Origin of the sequence: Micromonospora sp. NPDC049240 (genome assembly GCF_040647835.1) — a bacterium.
GTDB lineage: Bacteria > Actinomycetota > Actinomycetes > Mycobacteriales > Micromonosporaceae > Micromonospora.
This window is the reverse complement of the sequence record NZ_JBEZCX010000006.1, coordinates 38,756-57,429: the sequence shown is the minus strand read 5'-3', so window position 1 is coordinate 57,429 and position 18,674 is coordinate 38,756. Positions and strand designations below refer to the sequence as shown.

Here is an 18,674-nt window from a genome sequence, read left to right as displayed (position 1 = left end):
CGGGACGGGCCCGGGTGCCTCGGCGCCCGGGCCCGTCGTGCCACCGCCGTGCGGTCACCGGGCCCTCCCCGACCGGTGGGGCCCGGGCGGGGAGGGGCTCCGGAAAAAACCTGGGATCCGCGCTGAACCGGGTGGGCGGTCGCGTCGTAGTGCGGCCGGCAGACGCGACGCGAGCAACGAGGGAGGCGAGACGGACGATGAGCCAGCCGGTGATGCTGCGGCGACCAGCCGAGCGCGACGAGCGTCCGGCCCGACACCGCGACGTCCTCTCCGACCAGGGCATCGGCTGGATCGGCGCGCACGGCGGCGCCGGCGCCAGCACCCTCACCCGGCTGCTCGGCGGCACCGACGTCGGGTGCCGGTGGCCGGACCCGGCGATCGGCGAACCGGCCCGGGTCGCGGTGGTCGGCCGGACCAGCCTGGACGGTCTGCGGGCGGTCTCCCGCGCGTTGAACGCGATGCGGGAGGGCCGACACCCGGCCGGGATGTGGCTGGTGGGGGTGGTGCTGATCGCCGACGCCCCGGGCCGGCTGCCGGCGCCGCTGCTCGGCCGGATCCGGCTGCTGCGCGCGATCGCCCCGGTGCACCGGGTGCCGTGGATCCCGTCGTACCGGGTGGGGGTGGAGCCGAAGCAGCCGCCCCGACAACTGGCCCGGCTGGCCGCACTGGCGGAGGCCCGGCCGGGACGGGGGACGCGGTGATCCGGCCGGTCCGGTCCGGGCCGGTCCTGGTCGCCCTGGTCCTGGCGCTGCTCGCCCTCGCCCCGCCGACGGCGGCGGTGGCCGCGGGCAGCTACACGGTGACCGTCGACGGCGGCGACGCCGCGTTCCTCTACAAGATCTGCCTGAAGACCACCACCACGGTGAACACCTACCCGGCCGGGCACGGCGACCGGGTCTGCTCGGGCAAGAAGGGCTCGACCGACGGCTCGTTCGACCTGACCGCCGAGTACACCGACGGGGACACGGTCTGGATGGACGTCGAGATGCTCGTGGACCTGAGCGGCCACTCGCGGACCAAGGACAACGTGGAGATCACCGGATCCCACTCGTGCACGCTCAAGGGCGCCCTGTACGCGGGCAAGTTCAAGTGCGAGAACGCGATCAACAAGAAGAGCTTCACCACGCCGTCGATCGCGCCGTACGAGGTGGACGTCGACGACGCCGAAGCGCCGGTCGTGCAGCTGCTCACGCTGATGGCGTGGTGTGTGAGCGCCGCCGCCGTGGTCGGCCTGCTGCTGACCGGCATGACGTTGGCGTCGCAGTTGCGGCGCGGCGCGCTGGAGGAGCGGACCGAGTACACCAAGCAGATCGCGTTCGTGATGGCGGCGTGCCTGCTCGCGACCACCGCCGGACCGATCGTCGAAGCGCTCGGGTTCAGCCAGTGACCACCCGACCCGACCGGCCACCGGCCGGCTGACCGACCCCCCTGACATCGAAGGAGCACCCATGGCCCTCTCCGACATCTACTACAGCGGGCTGGTGCGGATCCCGGTCGGGTTCCGCCTCGCGCCCGACCCCGAGTCGTCCGGCGGCGGGGTGCCGCAGCCGTCCACCGGCGGCAACTCGGTGCCCGGGCAGCTCGCCACGAAGGTCGAGCAGGCGCTCGGCCTGGTCGCTTGGGCGGGCACCGCCGCCGGCGTCCTCGGCGTGCTGATCACCGGCGCGGTGATGGCCATCTCGCACAAGCGGGGCGAGAGCTCGGAGCACATGAGCCGGCTGGGCATGGTGCTGGGCGGCTGCATCCTGGTCGCCACCGCGGGCCCGATCGTGAGCTGGGTCTTCGGCACCGGCGGCCAGGGCGAGGGGAACTGACCGTGCGCTCACGACACGCGTCCGAGCCGGTGGAGGGCGGGCCGTTCTGGCGGCAACGCCGGTGGCAGGTGTCGGCGGCCTTCGTCGTGCTGGCCCTCTGCGCCGGCGTCGGCGCGGCGGTCTACGGCGGCGGGGACGACCCCACCCGGGCCGCGCCCGCGACCGGGCCGGTGATCGGCGGCCTCGGGCCGGACGGGTCGCGACCGCAGGGCTGCCGCACCGTGGACACCGCGCAGCAGATCCCGGTCGCGGCGCCGGACGACGTCACCTGGCGGCCGGTCAACGGGGCGCAGACGCCGTTCTCCGCCTCGGCCGGACCGCTGCGCACCACCGGGCCGCTGCGCTGGTGCTTCGCGCACACCCCGATGGGCGCGGTGCTGGCGGTGCACACGATCTCCCGCCAGATGAGCGGTCCGGACTGGCGGACGGTCAGCCGGCAGCAGCTCGTGCCCGGGCTCGGGCGGGACTACTTCGACGCCATGCGCGAGTCGCTGGAGGAGGGCGGCCCGCCGCAGACCACCAACCGACTCGCCGGGTTCCTGGTGGTGCGCTACACGCCCCGCACGGCGGTGGTCCGGGTGCTGGTCCGGCAGGCGACCGCACGGTACTTCTCGGTCGACTACACGGCGGACTGGAACGACGTCGACTGGCGGCTGCGCCCGTTGACCTCCGGCGGCCTGTACGGGCCGGTCACCGCGGTCGTGTCGCTGACCGGCTTCGTGCTGTGGCGGGGGGTCGGCGATGGCTGAGTGCGCGACCGGCGACGCCGTCTACATCGGGGAGATCGGGCAGGTCGTCGGCTTCTTCGAGCGCGGGATCGACGGCATCCTCAGTGACATCGCGGGCGCCATCCTGGGCGCGGCGGTGGAGTTGTTCGCCAACCTCGGCGACGTGCCGACGCTCGGCGACGAGACGATCAACAACCAGATCCATCTGCAGACCAACTGGCTCGTGGTGTCCATCGCGGTGGCGTCGTTGCTGGCCGCGGCGTTCCGGATGGCGTTGCTGCGCCGGGGGCAGGCGCTCTGGACGGCACTGCTGGGCCTGGTCCGGATGGTGCTCACGGTGGGCGCCGCCTGGACCGTGCTCAACCTGCTCGCCACGGAGGCCGACCGCTACAGCGACCACCTGTACGACCAGGGCATCAAGGCGCAGCTCAAGCTGATCGCCAACTGCGGGACCGACGGGCTGACCGCGTTCCTGCTGATCATCATCGGGTTGCTGCTGCTGGTCGCCGGCTGCATCCACGTGATCCTGATGTATCTGCGGCTCGGCGCGATGGTGCTGCTCACCGGCACGCTGCCGCTGGCCGCCGCCGCGTCGATGACCGAGTCGGGCGGCGGGTGGTGGCGTAAGCACATCGCCTGGATGGTGGCCTGGCTGGCGTTCAAACCGGTGGTCGGTCTGATCATGTACTCCGGGGCCGCCATGATCGGCTCGGTGGACGGCGACGCCAAGCACTACAAGCTGGCCGGAGCCGCCATCCTGCTGATGGCCGCCGTCGCGCTGCCCGCGCTGATGCGGCTGGTCGTACCGGCCATGGCGGCGCTGGGTTCGGGCGACGGCGTGGGTGCCGGCGTCAGTGCCGGCGCGGCGGCGGCGGGCGCCGTGGCGAGCGGGGCCCGGCGGATCGCCGGTGGCGGGCACGGCGGCGGCGCGGCCCGGGGGCCGGGCGGCGGCGGTGGCGGCTCACCCTCCGGCGCGGCCCGGGGCGGCGGCGGGTCGGGGTCCGGCGGGGCGTCGAAGGCCGGCGGGGCGTCCAGGGCCGGCGGGGCCGCGACGTCCGGTGGCGGGTCCGCCGGCAGCGGTGGCGGGTCGGCGTCCGGCGGCGGCACCCCGGCGCCCGAGAACGCGGCGCCGTCCGGCGGCGGTTCGTCCGGAGGCGGCGGACGCGGCGTCGTGTCGGCGGCCGGGCGGGTCGTCGGCGGCGCGGTCGGCGCCGCCGCCTGGACCGCACAGAAGAGCGCCGGCGCCCTCGCCGGCACCCACCGGCACGCCGCCGGCATCGCCGGGGGAGCGCTGCCGCATTCCGACCGACAGTAGGCCGGCCCAGGAGGACGAGCATGAGCACGGCAACCGAACAGATCAAGACACCCACGTACGGCAACTGGCGCCGTCCCCGCAAGGCCGGCCTGGGCTCGCTGGGCCTGATCGGGACCTTCGGCCTCTTCGGCGGTCTCGTGGTGGTCCTGATCGCGTCCATGATCTCGCTGGACGCGGCCCTGGTGGTGGGACTCCCGTTCGCGCTGGTGCTGGCGCCGTTGGCGATCCGCACCCAGGACGGCCGCAACGTCTTCCAGATGGCCGGCGTCCGGGTCGGGTGGATGCGCCGCCGGTCCAAGCGGCAGCACCTCTACGTCTCCGGACCGCTGTCCACCCGGCCCGGTGGCCGGTTCCGCCCGCCCGGGCTGCTGAGCCGGGTGACCATGCTGGAGGGACGCGACCCGTACGACCGGCCGTTCGGCGTGCTGCACCACCGCAACCGGCACCAGTACACGATCGTGCTCAGCTGCGAGCCGGACGGCGGGTCGCTCGTCGACCCGGACCAGGTCGACACGTGGGTGGCGCTGTGGGGGGAGTGGCTGTCCCGGCTGGCGCACGAGCCGGGGCTGCGCGGCGCGTCGGTGGTGGTGGAGACCGCCCCCGACCCGGGCACCCGGCTCGCCACCGAGGTGCTGGGCCGGCTCTCCCCGAACGCGCCGCCCGCCGCCCGGGCGGTGATGGAGGAGGTGGTGCGCTCCTACCCGGACGCGTCCTCGGAGATGAACACCTACCTGACGCTCACCTACTCGGCGCCGGGCGGTGGCCGGCGCGACGACGACACCATGCTCGCCGACCTGGCGCTGCGGTTGCAGGGGGTGCTCAACGGGCTGGTGGCCGCCGGCGGGGGCTCGGCGGAGCCGCTGTCGGCGGAACGGATCGCCGAGGTCGTCCGCGTCGCGTACGACCCGGCCGCCGCGGCCGAGGTGCTCGACGTACGCGCCCAGCACGGCGGCACCGGCCTGGAGTGGGACGACGCCGGGCCGGCCGCCACGGTCGAGACGGTGACCGCGTACCAGCACGACTCCGGGGTGTCCCGGAGCTGGCTGCTGACCATGGCGCCGCGCGGCGTGGTGCGCTCCGGGATCCTGCGCAGCCTGCTCGACCCGGCCGCCGGTATCCGCCGCAAGCGGGTGGCCCTGGTCTACCGCCCGATCGACCCGGCGACCTCCGCCCGGATCGTCGAGTCCGACCGCCGGTCCGCCCAGTTCATGGCGAACTCGACCAAGGGCCTGGTCCGCGCCCGGGCGGTCGCGGAGATCCAGGCGGCCGAGCAGACCGCGGCGGAGGAGGCGTCGGGCGCCGGCCTGGTGGAGTTCTCGATGCTGGTGACGTTGACCGTCGACTCGATCGCCGAGGTGCGCGACGCGAACGTGACCATGCGGAACCTGCTCGGCGCGACCCGGATCGCGATGCGACCGGCGGACCGGTTGCAGGCCGCGGCGTTCACCTGCGCGCTTCCGGTCGGCATCCTGCCCTGGGAGCAGTCGATCGTCCCGCAGGACCTTCAGGAGGCGCTGTGACGGCCGGGGTGGGCGCGGACGGCGCGCGGGTGCTGGACCTCGGCGCGGGTTGGCCACGGGGGACGTCCGGTCCGGACACCGCGATGTCCGGCCTGGTGGTGCCGCCCGTGGAGGCGCAGGACCGGGAGCCCGACGAGAGCGGCGAGCAGACTCCGCGGGCGCTGCGGCGGGCGCGCCGGCGGCGGGCCGCGGAGGAGGCGGCCGAGCACCGGTACCGGCAGCGGCTGGCCCGGATGGACCGCGTCGACGCGGTGCCGCACCGGGGTTCGCCCGAACTGGGTGGCGGCCGGGTGGCCACGCTGGACCCGCCGGCCATGTGGCGGGCCACCACGGTGCAGGCGTGCGGGCTCTGGCCGTTCGCCTCCGGCTCGGGCGCGCCGATGACCGGCGTACCGCTCGGGCAGCACATCAGCACCGGCGCCACGGTCTGCGGGGACCCGCTCAACTGGTTCACCCGGGCGCGGTACATCTCCAACCCGTCGCTGTTCATGCTCGGCATGCCGGGTCTCGGCAAGTCGACGCTGATCAACCGGATGCTGATCGGCCTGGCCGGGCAGGGCGTCGTCCCGCTGGTGCTCGGCGACCTCAAGCCCGACTACGCGGACACCGTCCGCGCGCTCGGTGGGCAGGTCATCTCCATCGCCCGGGGCGTCGGCGGGCTCAACGTGCTCGACCCGGGCGCGATGGGCGCGGCGGCGGCGCGGATCGGCGGGCAGGCCGGCGAGGCGCTGTCCGCCGAGTCCCACGGCCGGGTGCTGAACATGGTGGCCGCCCTGCTGACCATCGTGCGGGGCGCGCCGATCAGCGACCACGAGCAGTCGGTGCTCTCGGCCTGCCTGCGGCACCTGCGCGAGCGCACCGCGCCGGGCCGGACGTACCGGCTGCCGGACCTGCTCGCGGTGCTGGAGACCGGGCCGCCGCAGGTCCGGCAGGTCACGCTGGACCGGGGACAGGAGTCCCGGTACCGGGACGCGGTGGACCCGCTGCACCGGTCGCTGCTCGGCATCGTGGACGGTCCGCTGGGCGACACGTTCGCGTCGGAGACGGCCACCCGGATCGACCCGGACGCCACCGCGGTCTGCATCGACATCTCCCGCATCGGCGAGGCGGACGGGCAGTTGACCGCCGCCGCGATGCTCGCCGCCTGGTCGGACGGCCTGGGCACGGTGTCCGCGTCGCACGCCCTCGCCGACGCGGGCCTGGCGCCCCGGCGCTGGTTCTTCACCGTCCTGGACGAGCTGTGGCGCCCGCTGCGGGCGGCCTCCGGCATCGTGGACCGGATCGACGCGCTCACCCGGCTGAACCGCTCGCTCGGCCTGGCCGACGCGAAGATCACCCACACGTTGAAGGACGCCGAGGCGTTGGGCAGCGAGGCGGACAAGGCCAAGGCGCGCGGGTTCGTCGAGCGGGCCGGCATGGTCGCCTGCGCCGGACTGCCGAGGGCGGAGATGGAGGAGTTGGCCCGCGTGGTCGGGCTGTCCCGGCGCGAGATCGAGCTGGTCTCGTCCTGGTCCTCGCCGGCCGGCTGGGCCCAGGACGGCGGCAACGAGGAACCGCCCGGCCGGGGCCGCTTCCTGATCAAGGTCGGTGGGCGGCCCGGCATCCCGATCCGGGTCGCGATCACCGACGCCGAGCGGCACCTGCACGACACGAACACGCGGTGGATCGCCAACGGCGACGCGGACCGGATGCGCGCCGAGCGGGACGCGGTGGTGCGGGCCGTCACGGCCGGCTCCCGGCCCGACCTGGAGCACCGGTGAAGCGCGGCGGCGGGGACCACCTGGCCTGGCTGGTCCCCGTGCTCGCGTTGATCAACCTCACCGCCTTCGCCCTGCTCTGGCTCGGTGGCACGCTCGCCGCGGCGGTGGGCGGCTACGGCTGGCGCCCGCCGCCGTTCCGCCTCGACGTCTACCTGAGCCTGCTCGGCGGCGACGCCGGGGCGGTGTGGCCGGGCGTGCCGTCGGCCCTGGTGTACGGCGGCGCGGCCGGGCTGGCCCCGTTCGCCGCCGTTCCGGTGGTCGCGGCCACCCGCGCCGTGGTCCGCCGGCTGGGCCGGCCGGCGAACCTCGCCGGTGCGGCCGACCTGCGGACCATGACGGGCAGGGCGGCCGCGGCGCGGGCCCGCGAACTGCGCCCGTCGCTGCGGGACGTGCCCCGACTGCGCCCCGACGACACCGGCAACCTGCTCGGCGACCTGCTGCCGTCGGGCCCCGAGCTGCGGTCCTCCTACGAGGACGTGGAACTCGACCTGATGGCACCGCGTTCCGGGAAGTCCACCGGGATCGCCATCCCACGGGTGCTGCGCGCGCCCGGCGCGGTGCTGCTCACGTCCAACAAGTCGGACGTCTACCTGGTCACCCGGCAGGAGCGGGCCCGGATCGGCCGGGTGTGGACGTTCGACCCGCAGGGCATCGCGTACACCGAGCGGGCGATGTGGTGGGACATGCTCGGCGGCTGCCACAACCCGGAGGGCGCGCGGCGGCTCGCCGGTCACTTCGTCAGCTCGGTCAACGACGACGCGTCGAAGCGGGACTTCTGGACCGCCGCGGCGCAGAACACGCTGACCGCGCTCTTCCTGGCCGCCGCGCGCGGCGGCGTGCCGGTCGTCGAGATGCTGGCCTGGCTCGCCGACCCGGCCGACCGTAGTCCCATCGACCTGCTCCGCGACGCCGGGCTGAACGCCATGGCCGACCAGCTCCAGGGCACCGTACGCGGGGCGGTGGAGACCCGCGACGGCATCTACGAGACGGCCCGACAGTGCGTGGCCTGCCTGCTCGACCCGGAGATCCTGGCCTGGGTCAGCCCGGACCCGGACCGCCCGGAGTTCGTCCCGGCGGAGCACGTGCTCGGCCGGGACACGCTCTACCTGCTGTCCAAGGACGGCGGCGGGTCCGCCGCCGGGGTGATCGCCGGGCTGGCGGACGCCGTGGTCCGCGCCGGCGTGGTGGCCGCCGAACGGATGGGCGGCCGGTTGGACCCGCCGATGACCGCCGTGCTGGACGAGGCGGCGAACGTGTGCCGCATCGCCGACCTGCCCGACCTCTACAGCCATCTCGGCTCCCGCGGCGTCAGCGTGGTGACGCTGTTGCAGAGCTACCGGCAGGGGGTGCGGGTCTGGGGCGAGGCGGGGATGGACGCGTTGTGGAGCGCCGCCACGGTCAAGCTGCTGGGCGCCGGGCTGGACGACGCCGACTTCGTGGACAAGGTCGCCCGCCTGGTCGGCCAGCACGACGTGCGTACCCCGACCTACTCCCGGTCCCGCGACGGCGGCAGCCGGTCGGTGTCGTACCGGCAGGAGCAGGTGCTGCCGGCGGACCGGATCCGGGCATTGCCGAAGGGCACCGCGCTGCTGCTGGCGACCGGCGTGCGGCCGGCGGTGATCCGGTTGCGACCCTGGTACAAGGAGCCGGACGCGGCGCCGATCGCGGCGGCGGCGAAGGCCGAGGCGCGGGCGGTCACCGAGCGGGCGTCGGCGGCCTGGCACCAGCGGGCCGGGTGACGGCCGGTGTCGAAGTTGGCGGCGGCGCGGGCGGCGCAGCAGACGGCGACGGGCCGGTTGGGCACCACCCAGCTCACCTGGCTGCTCCTCTCGATGGTCGGCATGTTCCCGTTGGCGGCGATGGCGGCGCTGGCCCTGATCGTTCTGGTGATCATCATCCTGCTCAGCGGGTCGCAGCTGACCTCGTACTCGCCGGATCCGGAGAGCACGCTCGGCCCCGGCGCCGGGGGCAGCGTCCTCACCGAGTTGGCCGGTGGCGACGGTCGCGGCCGGTTCGACTCCTCGGGTGTGCCCGACGCCGACCTGGTCGCGCCGATCGAGGCGGCGGCCCGGGAGTGCGACCTGCTCACCCCCGTGATCCTCGCCGCCCAGATCGAGTACGCGTCGGACTTCGACGCGGACAAGGAGGGCCAGGAGGGCCGCAAGGGCCTGTCCCAGTTGACGCCCGAGGTCTTCGCGCAGTACGGCGAGGACGACGACGACAGCGGCGAGGCGTCGGCGCTGGACCCGGAGGACTCCATCCACGCCCACGCCCGCTGGTTCTGCCACCTGGCCGAGGAGACCCAGCGGATGCTCGACGACAAGAAGGTGGTCGGTGACCATCTCACGCTGACGCTGATGGCCTGGGACCAGGGCACGGCGGCGGTCGAGGCCCAGGGCGGCATGCCGGTCATCCTGCTGGACAGCTACCCGTTCCGGGTGCGCGGCCTGTTCGCCGGCTACACGGTCGGCGGGACGGACACGTCCACCGCCTCGCCGACCCCGTCGGTGTCCCTGACCCCGTCGGCGCCCCCGAGGGCCGGTGTGAACAAGCGGGTGGTGCCGGAGGGCGACGGCACGCTGGTGACCGGGTCGACGTTCGACGCGATGTTCCCCGGCCGCAACGCCTTCTACACGTACGCCGGGCTGACCGACGCGATGGCGACGTTCCCCGCGTTCGCCACCACCGGCGACGAGCGGACCCGCAAGCGGGAACTGGCCGCGTTCCTGGCCAACGTCGACCACGAGACCGAGGGCCTCGTCCACGTCGACGAGATCGACCGGGCGGCGTGGGGCACCTACTGCGACGGCGGCCGGCCCTACGGGTGCCCGGCCGGCCGGACCGCCTACCACGGGCGCGGGCCGCTGCAACTGAGCTGGAACTACAACTACCAGGCGGCCGGCGACGCGCTCGGGGTCGACCTGCTCGGCAACCCGGACCTGGTCGCCACCGACCCGGCGGTGGCGTGGCGGACCGCGCTCTGGTTCTGGATGACCCAGTCCGGCGCGGGCACCACCACGCCGCACGCGGCGATCACCGGCGGCGCCGGGTTCGGCGGGACGGTCCGCAGCATCAACGGGGCGCTGGAGTGCGGCGGCGGCAACCCCGGGCAGGTGCGGGACCGGGTCGACGCGTACCGCCGGTTCACCGAGGTGCTGGGCGTCGACCCGGGCGACGAGGGGACACTGTCGTGCTGACCGGCGGGTCGGCCGGGCGGCGGGCCCGCCACCCCGGCCCGGAAACCGGCCGAAAGGACGACGGCCGGGGCGGTCGGCCCTCCTGCGGACCGATGCCGGCGACGGCCCCGATCCGCAGGATCGGGCCATGTCACTTTCCGAACTCGCCGTCCACGCCCGGGGTTTGACGAAACGGTACGGTCGTCGGCCCGCGCTCCTCGACTGCGACCTCGACGTTCCCCGGGGCCGGGTGGTCGGGCTGGTCGGCCCGAACGGCGCCGGCAAGTCCACGCTGCTGAATCTCACCTGCGGGTTGACCACGCCGACCGCGGGCACGTTGCGGGTGCTCGGCTCGCCGCCCGCGGCGAACGCCGCGCACCTGGCCCGGGTCGGTTTCGTCGCCCAGGACACCCCGGTGTACGCCGCCCTCTCGGTCGCCGACCATCTGCGGATGGGCGCGAAGCTGAACCCGTCCTGGGATCCGGCGCTGGCGGCGCGGCGGATCGCCCTGGTGGGACTCGACCCGGGTCAGCGGGCGGGCCGGCTCTCCGGTGGCCAGCGGGCGCAGTTGGCGCTCACCGTCGCCGTTGCCAGGCGTCCCGATCTGCTGATCCTCGACGAGCCGGCCGCTGCGCTGGACCCGCTGGCCCGCGACGGTTTCCTGCGCGACCTGATGGAGGTGGTCGCCGAACTGGGCGCCACCGCCATCCTCTCCTCCCATCTGCTCGGCGACGTGGCCCGGGCCTGCGACCACCTCGTCGTCCTGGGTGGGTCCCGGGTGCAGGTCGCCGGCGACGTGGCCGACCTGCTGACCCGGCACCACCGGTTGGTCGGCCCGCGCGATGAGCGGGACCGGCTGCCGGCCGGTGTGGAGGCGGTCGCGACACGGCACACCGGAGCGCACATCGACGCCGTCGTGCGGGTCGACGGCCCGCCGCCGTGCGGGCCGTGGCGCGTGGCGCCGGTCGGGCTGGAGGAGCTGGTGCTGAGCTATCTGACCCGGGCGGCGGGGGAGGGGAACCGATGAGCTGGCTCACCTGGCGGCAGTTCCGCGTGCCGGCCCTGGTCGGCGTGGTCGCGCTGGCGCTGTTCACCGCGTACGTCGTGCATCTCGGCCTGGACGTCCGGGACGCCGAGCACGCCTACCGGGCCCAGTGCGCCGGCCGGTCCGACTGCCCCCGGCTGGCCCAGCTCGCGGTCGACTACGAGAACACCTCGCTCTATCTGGCGGCGCTGCTCGCGCCGGTGCCCGGCCTGCTCGGCATGTTCTGGGGCGCGCCGCTGGTGGCGCGGGAGTTGGAGGCCGGCACCCAACGACTGGTCTGGAACCAGAGCGTGACCCGCCGCCGCTGGCTCGCGGTCAAGCTGACCGTGGTCGGGCTGGCCGCCATGGCCGTGACCGGTGTCGCCGCCGCACTGGTGACCTGGGCGATGAGCCCGGTCGACCGGGTCGCGGACAACCGTTTCAGCACCGTCCTGTTCGGCGCCCGCAACCTCGCCCCGGTGGCGTACGCGGTGTTCGCTGTCGTCCTCGGGGTCCTGATCGGGCTGGTGGTGCGCCGCACCGTGCCGGCCATGGCGGTGACCGCGCTGGTCTTCGTGGTCGTCCAGTTCCTGGTGCCGAACCTGGTCCGGCCACACCTGCTGCCGGCGCGACACGTCACGCTGCCGATGACCGCGTCGGCCATCAACCAGGCGCGCGGCCTGGGCGGCATCACCGGGGCGCCGGTGGTGAAGGGGCTGACCCTGCCGGACGCCTGGATCACCGACGTCAGCGAGCTGCGTACCCGCGATGGCACGGCGCTGGACCGGGCGATCTTCGACAGGTGTTTCACCGACCCGCCGAGGACCGGCGCGGCGGAGGGGCCGTTCGGCGACACCGCTACCTGCCTGGCCGACCACGACCTGCACGTGGACGTCGCCTACCAGCCGGTCGGCCGGTACTGGTCGGTTCAGTGGCTGGAGTCGGGCTGCTACCTGCTGCTCGCCGGCCTGCTGGCGGCGGTCGCGTTCCGGCGGGTCCAGCGCCGTCCGAGCTGACGCGTCTGGTCGAAGTCCGGTGGGGACAAGTGGTCCCGGCACGCTACAGACTTGATGGCGAGGATGGGTCAGGCGGGTGGGCCCGGCGATCGTCGGGCGTCCGTGTTCGTCGCGCGTGTTGCGGGTGACTCGTTGACGCCATCAAGTTCGTAGCCTGTAGCGGGTGTCAAACGGTTCTACGCTGGGTCAGGCGGTGGGACCGAGCCGCTTGGCCAAATCCACGAACGACTGCCAGGACGCGGCGGCGACATGCAGGGTGCCGCCGTCGCGGTCCTTGGTGTCGCGGACCAGCACGACGCCCGGCAGGTTGTCGGCGACCTCCACGCAGGGGTGGTCAGTTCCATAGCGCTTCGTTGCGCACGCTGCGGCGGTCGCGGTCCGGTCAGGATCGCCTGCCGCCCGAGTCGGCTCGTCACGATGCGGTCGCACTCGCCGGATCGGCGCGTAGTTGGTCGCGCTCCCGATCGTCTCCCCAACCTCCGCCCAGTCGCCGCGGCGGACCCGCCCACGGCTGCCCAGCCATCCACCCGATGCCCGGCCGCGGCCCGGAGCCCGACCGCCCGCGTGGCTACGGCACAGCCGTACCGCGCACGCCGGTGCGCCCGACGTGGGCGTGCCGGGCCGACGGTGAGCCGTGGCCCTGCCCGCACGCCCGGCTCGCGCTCAAGGCCGAGTACGACCGCAACCTCGCCGCGATGACCATCTACCTGGCCGGGCTGCTCTACGAGGCGATGCGCGACTTCTACCACCTCAACCCGCACGACGGTCCGAGCCCGCAGCAGATGTACCAGCGCTTCCTCGGCTGGAGCCCGTTCCGCCGGCCGGTCGTCGAGCCGCCGGCATGAGCCGGTCAGGCGCTCTCGACCACCCGGTTATCCCAGGCCCAGGCCGCGATCTCCACCCGGTTGCGGGCGCCCAGCTTGGTCTGGATGCCGGAGAGGTGGCTCTTCACGGTGCTCAACGAGATGAACAGCTCGGCCGCGATCTCCCGGTTGGTCCGCCCGCGTGCGATCGCCCGGACCACCTCGACCTCCCGCGCGGAGAGCCGGGGCAGCGCCCGGCCGGACGCCGGCCGGGCCGCCGCCGCGACGTGCTTGAGCAACCGCAGCGTCACCGACGGGGACACCAGCGCGTCGCCGTTGTGCGCGGCCCGGACCGCCTCGACCAGCAGCGCCGGCCCGGCGTCCTTGAGCAGGAAACCGACCGCGCCGTTGCGCAGCGCGCCGTAGACGTACTCGTCCAGATCGAACGTGGTCACCACGATGACCCGCAGCGGGCTCGGCGTCCCCGGGCCGGCCAGCGCCCGGGTCACCTCGATCCCGTCGAGGCGGGGCATCCGGATGTCGACCAGGCAGACGTCCGGGCGTAGCCGGCGGGCCTCGGCGACCGCCTCGACGCCGTCGGACGCCTCGCCCACCACGGTGATGTCCGGCTGGTCCTCCAGGATGAGCCGCAGCCCGCCCCGGATCATCGCCTGGTCGTCGGCGACCAGCACCCGGATGCTCATCGCGGCGTCCGGCTCGGCAGCGGAAGGGTGGCCCGGACCGACCAGCCCCGGCCGTCGTCGGGGCCCGCGTGCAGCGTGCCACCGAGCGTGTGGACGCGCTCGCGCATCCCGACCAGGCCGTACCCGGTGCGGTGGCCGACCCGGCCCGGCGCGGGCGGCGCGTCGTCCACCACCGCCACCGACACCGCGTCCGGGCCCTGGTCGACGGTGACGGTGACCGACCCGGCGTGCGGGGCGTGCCGGGACACGTTGGTCAGCGCCTCCTGCACGATCCGGTGGACCGTGGTGGTCACCTCCGGCGGCCAGCCGCCGCCACCCGGGGGCAGCTCCAGCCGCACCGGCGGGCCGTGCCGGTGGAACCGGGCCACCAGATCGGCGAGCTGCTCCGGCCCCGGCGCGGCCGGCGCCGCGTCGTCGGCGTCCCGCAGCAGCCCGACCACCCGGCGCATGGCGGCCAGCGCGTCCGCGCCGGACAGCTCGATCCCGGACAGCATCGCCGGCAGCTTCTCCGGCTGCTTCGCGCCGACCACCTGCGCGGCCTGGGCCTGCACGACGATCCCGGTGACGTGGTGGGTGACCACGTCGTGCAGCTCCCGGGCCAGCTCCAGCCGCTCGTCCCGGCGTACCCTCTCGGTTCTGGCCCGGGCGCGGTCGTCGGCGCGGCGCAACGCGAGGCCGACCGCGACGGCGGCCAGCCAGCACAGCGTGTCGAGCACCGTGACCGCAGTGAGGCCGCGCTGGTGGTCCAGCGACGTGAGCAGGCTGCCGGCGATCACCAGCAGGCCCGCGCCGCCGACGGCGGCGGCCGTCCGCGCGGGACAGGCCCGGATCACGGCGCCGACCAGCACGGCCAGCGCCAGCCCGGTGATCGGGCCGGGCTCCTGCGGCAGCTCCGCGACGAAGGAGACCAGGACCGCCACGGCCGCCACGCCGAGCCCGGCCACCGCCGTCCGGACCCGGTCGCGGCGCCGCAGCAGGGCCAGGCCGCAGACGAGCACACCGACCAACCCGTCGGGTACGGCGTAGCCGACACCCCAGCTGTTCGCCAGCATGATGGCGGTGCACGCCAGGCCGAGGGCGAACGCCACGGCGAGGCCGAGATCGAGCAGGGGGCCGGCCGATCGGTGCGTCTCGGTCATGGCACCAGGCTAGGAAACTTCCCGGGTGGGCGGACCGGTCAAAAGTACGGTCACTGTCGGTGCTGTGCTATCCACGTCTCATGGCCGATGACCAGCATGTACCCAAGGCGGATGCCGACATCCGTAGCCACCGACTGATCTACGGCTGCATGGGGCTGGGCGGCGGGTGGGACGCCGAGCCGTACGGCGCGCCGGAGATCGCGGCGGCCGAGGCGGCGGTCGAGGCCGCCCTGGAGATCGGCGTCACCGCGTTCGACCACGCGGACATCTACCGCAACGGCAAGTCGGAGGCGGTCTTCGGCGAGGTGCTGGCCCGCGCGCCGGAGCTGCGCCGTCGGGTGCTGATCCAGACGAAGTGCGGTATCCGCCTGCCCGGCGACGAGGGACCGGGCCGGTACGACCTGCGCGCCGCGCACATCGAGCGCAGCGTCGAGCGGAGCCTGGCGCGGCTGCGGACCGACGTGATCGACGTCCTGCTGCTGCACCGGCCGGACCCGCTGGCCGACCCGGACGAGGTGGCCGGCGCGTTGGCCTCGCTGTACCGGCAGGGCCTGGTGCGGCAGTTCGGTGTGTCGAACATGGCGGCCCCGCAGATCGCCCACCTCCAGGCGTCCCTCGACGTGCCGCTCGTCGCCAACCAGTTGGAGATCAGTCTGGGTCGGCGCGACTGGGTCGAGGCCGGCGTGCTGGTGAACACCGCGGAGTCCACCGGGACCGGCTTTCCGCTCGGCACCCTGGAGCACTGCCGGGCGCACCGGATCGGCCTCCAGGCGTGGGGCGCGCTGGCCCGCGGGCGTTTCACCGGCGCCGCCCGGACGCCGGCAGACCGGGAGGCCACCGAGCGGGTCGCCGCGCTGGCCGACGCGAAGGGCACCACGCCGGAGGCGATCGTGCTGTGGTGGATCCAGCGGCACCCGGCGCGGGTGGCGCCGGTGATCGGCACCGCCCGCCCCGACCGCATCCGGGCCTGCCGGGACGCCGCCCGCCGTGACCCGGGCCTGACTCGCGAGGAGTGGTACGACCTCTGGATCGTCGCGCGCGGCGCCGCACTGCCCTGATCCACCCCGCGCCCCCGCCGCTTTCCCGGAAAGTGTGGCCACTCGGGCTCGAATGGCCACACTTTCCGGGAAACAGCGCGCGACCCGGGGGCGACCCCCGGTCAGGTGAGCGTGCAGGGCGTGCCGTTGAGGGTGAAGGAACCGGGCTTGGCGGTGTTGCCGCTGTGGTTGGCCTGGAAGCCGATGGTGGTCGACCCGTTGGCCGGGATGGCGGCGTTGTAGGCGACGTTACGGGCCGTCACCTGGCCGGCGGCGGGGGAGTAGGAGGCGTTCCAGCCCGAGGTGATGGTCTGGCCGCCTGGCAGCGTGAACACCAGTGACCAACCGTTGACCGCACCGGCCCCGGTGTTGGTGATGGTGATGTTCTCGGTCAGCCCGGAGTTCCAGGCGTTGACCTCGACGCTGATCCGGCACGCGCCGGAGCCCGGCGGGGGCGTGGTCGGACCCGGGGTCGGCGACGTGGTGGGGCTGGGCGACGTCGTGGGCGAGGTGGTGGGGCTGGGCGAGGTCGTCGGGCTCGGCGTGCCGGTCAGGCCGAAGAACGCGATCGCGGCCGCGGCCATCCCACTGGCCGGCAGGCTGTGCCCGGCGCCCTGGACGCTGTACGCCTCGACCTGCACCGTGCCGCTGGAGTCGGCGTAGCGGCGCCGGTTCCAGTTGGTCTGCGGCGTGTCGGTGGAGGTGGGCGTCTGGCTGAGCCCGAACACGTTGGTCCACTGCTCGATGGTTTCCTGGAGCAGCGAGTACGGCACGAGTGTGTCGGCGGTGCCGTGCCACAACTGCACCCGGGGGCGGGGACCCGCGTAGCCGGGGTAGGCCTGACGGACCGCGTCGCCCCACTGCTGCGGCGTCCGGTTCATGCTGCCGCCGGTGCACTGGCTGCTCTGCGGCGGATAGTCGGCCGCGTTGGCGAAGCAGTTGAACGGCACGCCCATGAACGCGGCGCCCGCGGAGAACACGTCGGGGTAGAGCGCCAGCATGTGGTTGGTCATCATGCCGCCGGACGAGCTGCCGGTGGCGTAGACCCGGCCCGGGTCGGCGCCGTACTGCTGCTGGACCCAGCGGATCATCGAGATGATCGACACCGGGTCGCTGCCGCCGCCGCGGCGCTTGGCGGCGTCGGACCAGGTGTCGAAGCAGTTGCCGAAGCCGGCCTGTTGGGTCGCGGTCGGATAGATCACGATGTACCCGTAGCGGTCGGCCAGTGAGGCGAACTCGCTGCCGGAATAGAAGCCGGGGCCGGAGCCGCCGCAGCCGTGCATGGCCACCACGGTCGCCGGTCGGGTCGGCCGGTTGTCCGGCACGTAGACGTGCATGCGCATCCGCCCCGGGTTGTCGCCGAAGCTGGTCACCTCGGTCAGCGACGCCGCGTACGCGGGCTGCGTGGCGGGGATGACCAGGCCGGCCGCGGCCAGCGTCGCGGCCAGCGCGAGCAGCATTTTCGCTCTGATTCTCACGGAGACTCCTTCGATCACCTGTGCAGGTTGAGGTCGTCGGTGGTGCGCCCTGCCCGGCTCCGTGTCGGGTAGCAGATAGTGTTCCCGCCGGTCCCGGAAGTGTCAATCGACGTATCACGATGTGTATGGCTCGGGGATGATCCGTCTACAGTCGAGGTCCCGTCCCCGAGCCGAGTCCGGAGCGTCCGTGGCCAGCGCGTTCGACATCGAGGAGATCTATCCGGACGAGCCGTCGGTGCGCCTGCCCCGGCGACAGTCCGGCCCGGCGCCGCAGGGCGTCGCGGTGACGCTCCTGGCGGACTACACCCTGCGTACCCGGGCGGCGCTTCCCTCCGCCGCGATCGTGGCGCTGCTCGCGGAGGCCGGGGTGACCAGCGCCGGCGCCCGCACCGCGATCAGCCGGCTGGCCCGCCGGGGTGTGCTGGAACGCAGCCGGCACGGCCGCAACAGCTCCTACCGGCTCAGCCCCACCGTGGCCGCCGACCTCTCCGCCGGGGGGAACTGGATCCTCACCTCCACCACGGCCGCGACGCCGTGGGACGGATGCTGGACGATCGTCGCGTTCTCGCTGCCGCAGGAGCACAGCGCGCAGCGTCGGGCGCTGCGCGGTCAGCTCCGCTGGCTCGGCTACGCACCCCTGTACGACGGGTTGTGGATCTCGCCGAACGAGCTGACGCCGCCGGCCCGGGCGCGGCTGGCCCAGCTCACCCTCGGCGCCGTCACGGTCTTCCGGGGCCGACACGCGGTGCTGGAGGCGGCCGGCGGGCGGGCGCCCATCGAGGCCTGGGACGTCGCCGCGATCCGCCGGCAGTACCAGGAGTTTCTACGCCGGTGGACGCCGCTGGCGTCGCGGACCGGCTCGGTCGACGGCGCGGCGGCGGTGCGGGCGCGCACCGAGGTGATGGACACCTACCGGCGGTTCCCGACGCTCGACCCGCACCTGCCGCTGGAACTCCTGCCGGCCGGCTGGCCGCGGCAGGCGGCCCGGGACCTGTTCGCGGCCGTCTACGACGGCCTGGCCGACCCCGCCGAGCGCCACGTCCGAGCCGTGGTGGCGCGACACACCGGCGGCGCGCCGCCGGACGTCCGGGCGCACACCACCGCCGACATGCTCGCCGGGGTGCGCGCGGACGGCTGCGGCGCGCCGGGCTGACGAACGA

17 protein-coding genes and 1 pseudogene are annotated in these 18,674 nt (G+C 74.3%); 14 read left to right on the top strand and 4 right to left on the bottom strand.

All coding sequences use genetic code 11. The annotated features are described in order from the left end of the window. Positions 1–197 precede the first annotated feature (197 nt). The 11 genes from AB0B02_RS10795 to AB0B02_RS10745 all read left to right on the top strand — a co-directional run bounded on the left by AB0B02_RS10795 (position 198) and on the right by AB0B02_RS10745 (position 12,353). On the top strand, positions 198–701 hold the full coding sequence (locus tag AB0B02_RS10795) for a hypothetical protein (RefSeq protein ID WP_281942271.1): 504 nt from the start codon (positions 198–200) through the stop codon (positions 699–701). Beyond that, positions 698–1,387: a hypothetical protein gene (locus AB0B02_RS10790; protein WP_357299217.1), complete on the top strand. Its 690-nt coding sequence runs from the start codon at positions 698–700 to the stop codon at positions 1,385–1,387. The genes AB0B02_RS10795 and AB0B02_RS10790 overlap by 4 nt, the downstream gene beginning before the upstream one ends. A 61-nt stretch (positions 1,388–1,448) precedes the next feature. Further along, positions 1,449–1,814 (top strand): hypothetical protein, encoded by a 366-nt coding sequence (locus AB0B02_RS10785; protein ID WP_107155160.1) that lies wholly within the window; start codon positions 1,449–1,451, stop codon positions 1,812–1,814. Between the two features lie 2 nt (positions 1,815–1,816). Continuing rightward, the gene (locus AB0B02_RS10780) at positions 1,817–2,563 is read left to right on the top strand and encodes a hypothetical protein (RefSeq protein ID WP_281942265.1); all 747 of its coding nucleotides are present in this window, start codon (positions 1,817–1,819) and stop codon (positions 2,561–2,563) included. Further along, positions 2,556–3,857 (top strand): hypothetical protein, encoded by a 1,302-nt coding sequence (locus tag AB0B02_RS10775; RefSeq protein ID WP_357299211.1) that lies wholly within the window; start codon positions 2,556–2,558, stop codon positions 3,855–3,857. The genes AB0B02_RS10780 and AB0B02_RS10775 overlap by 8 nt, the downstream gene beginning before the upstream one ends. Before the next feature lie 20 nt (positions 3,858–3,877). Next, a complete protein-coding gene (locus AB0B02_RS10770) occupies positions 3,878–5,377 on the top strand; it encodes an SCO6880 family protein (protein ID WP_357299208.1) in 1,500 nt (499 codons plus the stop codon). Then, positions 5,374–7,137: an ATP/GTP-binding protein gene (locus AB0B02_RS10765; RefSeq protein ID WP_281942260.1), complete on the top strand. Its 1,764-nt coding sequence runs from the start codon at positions 5,374–5,376 to the stop codon at positions 7,135–7,137. The genes AB0B02_RS10770 and AB0B02_RS10765 overlap by 4 nt, the downstream gene beginning before the upstream one ends. Further along, complete coding sequence (locus AB0B02_RS10760) at positions 7,134–8,876, top strand: TraM recognition domain-containing protein (protein WP_357299204.1); 1,743 nt, start codon at positions 7,134–7,136, stop codon at positions 8,874–8,876. Before AB0B02_RS10765 ends, AB0B02_RS10760 begins: the two co-directional genes overlap by 4 nt. A gap of 6 nt (positions 8,877–8,882) precedes the next feature. Next, complete coding sequence (locus AB0B02_RS10755) at positions 8,883–10,334, top strand: glycoside hydrolase family 19 protein (protein WP_281942258.1); 1,452 nt, start codon at positions 8,883–8,885, stop codon at positions 10,332–10,334. A 127-nt stretch (positions 10,335–10,461) separates the two neighbouring features. Further along, on the top strand, positions 10,462–11,340 hold the full coding sequence (locus AB0B02_RS10750) for an ABC transporter ATP-binding protein (protein ID WP_357299200.1): 879 nt from the start codon (positions 10,462–10,464) through the stop codon (positions 11,338–11,340). Continuing rightward, a complete protein-coding gene (locus AB0B02_RS10745) occupies positions 11,337–12,353 on the top strand; it encodes an ABC transporter permease subunit (protein WP_357299196.1) in 1,017 nt (338 codons plus the stop codon). The genes AB0B02_RS10750 and AB0B02_RS10745 overlap by 4 nt, the downstream gene beginning before the upstream one ends. Before the next feature lie 186 nt (positions 12,354–12,539). On the opposite strand, the pseudogene AB0B02_RS10740 reads toward AB0B02_RS10745, so the two are convergent. Further along, positions 12,540–12,707: pseudogene (locus AB0B02_RS10740) on the bottom strand (DUF397 domain-containing protein); the annotation flags it as partial. Positions 12,708–12,883: 176 nt separating this feature from the next. Here AB0B02_RS10740 and AB0B02_RS10735 point away from each other — a divergent pair. After that, positions 12,884–13,198: a hypothetical protein gene (locus tag AB0B02_RS10735; protein WP_357299193.1), complete on the top strand. Its 315-nt coding sequence runs from the start codon at positions 12,884–12,886 to the stop codon at positions 13,196–13,198. 5 nt (positions 13,199–13,203) lie between these two features. Here the strand turns inward: AB0B02_RS10735 and AB0B02_RS10730 are convergent, their stop codons facing one another. Together AB0B02_RS10730 and AB0B02_RS10725 are read right to left on the bottom strand one after the other, a co-directional pair. Continuing rightward, positions 13,204–13,860: a response regulator transcription factor gene (locus tag AB0B02_RS10730; protein ID WP_281942251.1), complete on the bottom strand. Its 657-nt coding sequence runs from the start codon at positions 13,858–13,860 to the stop codon at positions 13,204–13,206. Next, entirely contained in the window at positions 13,857–14,999 is a 1,143-nt protein-coding gene (locus AB0B02_RS10725; protein ID WP_357299189.1) for a histidine kinase, read from the bottom strand. The genes AB0B02_RS10730 and AB0B02_RS10725 overlap by 4 nt, the downstream gene beginning before the upstream one ends. Before the next feature lie 80 nt (positions 15,000–15,079). Here AB0B02_RS10725 and AB0B02_RS10720 point away from each other — a divergent pair, with 80 nt between their 5' ends. Then, entirely contained in the window at positions 15,080–16,057 is a 978-nt protein-coding gene (locus AB0B02_RS10720) for an aldo/keto reductase (RefSeq protein WP_357299187.1), read from the top strand. Between the two features lie 101 nt (positions 16,058–16,158). On the opposite strand, the gene AB0B02_RS10715 is transcribed toward AB0B02_RS10720, so the two are convergent. Further along, positions 16,159–17,514, bottom strand: coding sequence for a PHB depolymerase family esterase (locus tag AB0B02_RS10715; protein ID WP_357299185.1), 1,356 nt, complete (start codon positions 17,512–17,514; stop codon positions 16,159–16,161). Positions 17,515–17,701: 187 nt separating this feature from the next. On the opposite strand from AB0B02_RS10715, the gene AB0B02_RS10710 reads away from it, so the two are divergent. Further along, complete coding sequence (locus AB0B02_RS10710; RefSeq protein ID WP_281942242.1) at positions 17,702–18,667, top strand: PaaX family transcriptional regulator C-terminal domain-containing protein; 966 nt, start codon at positions 17,702–17,704, stop codon at positions 18,665–18,667. Positions 18,668–18,674: the final 7 nt, after the last annotated feature.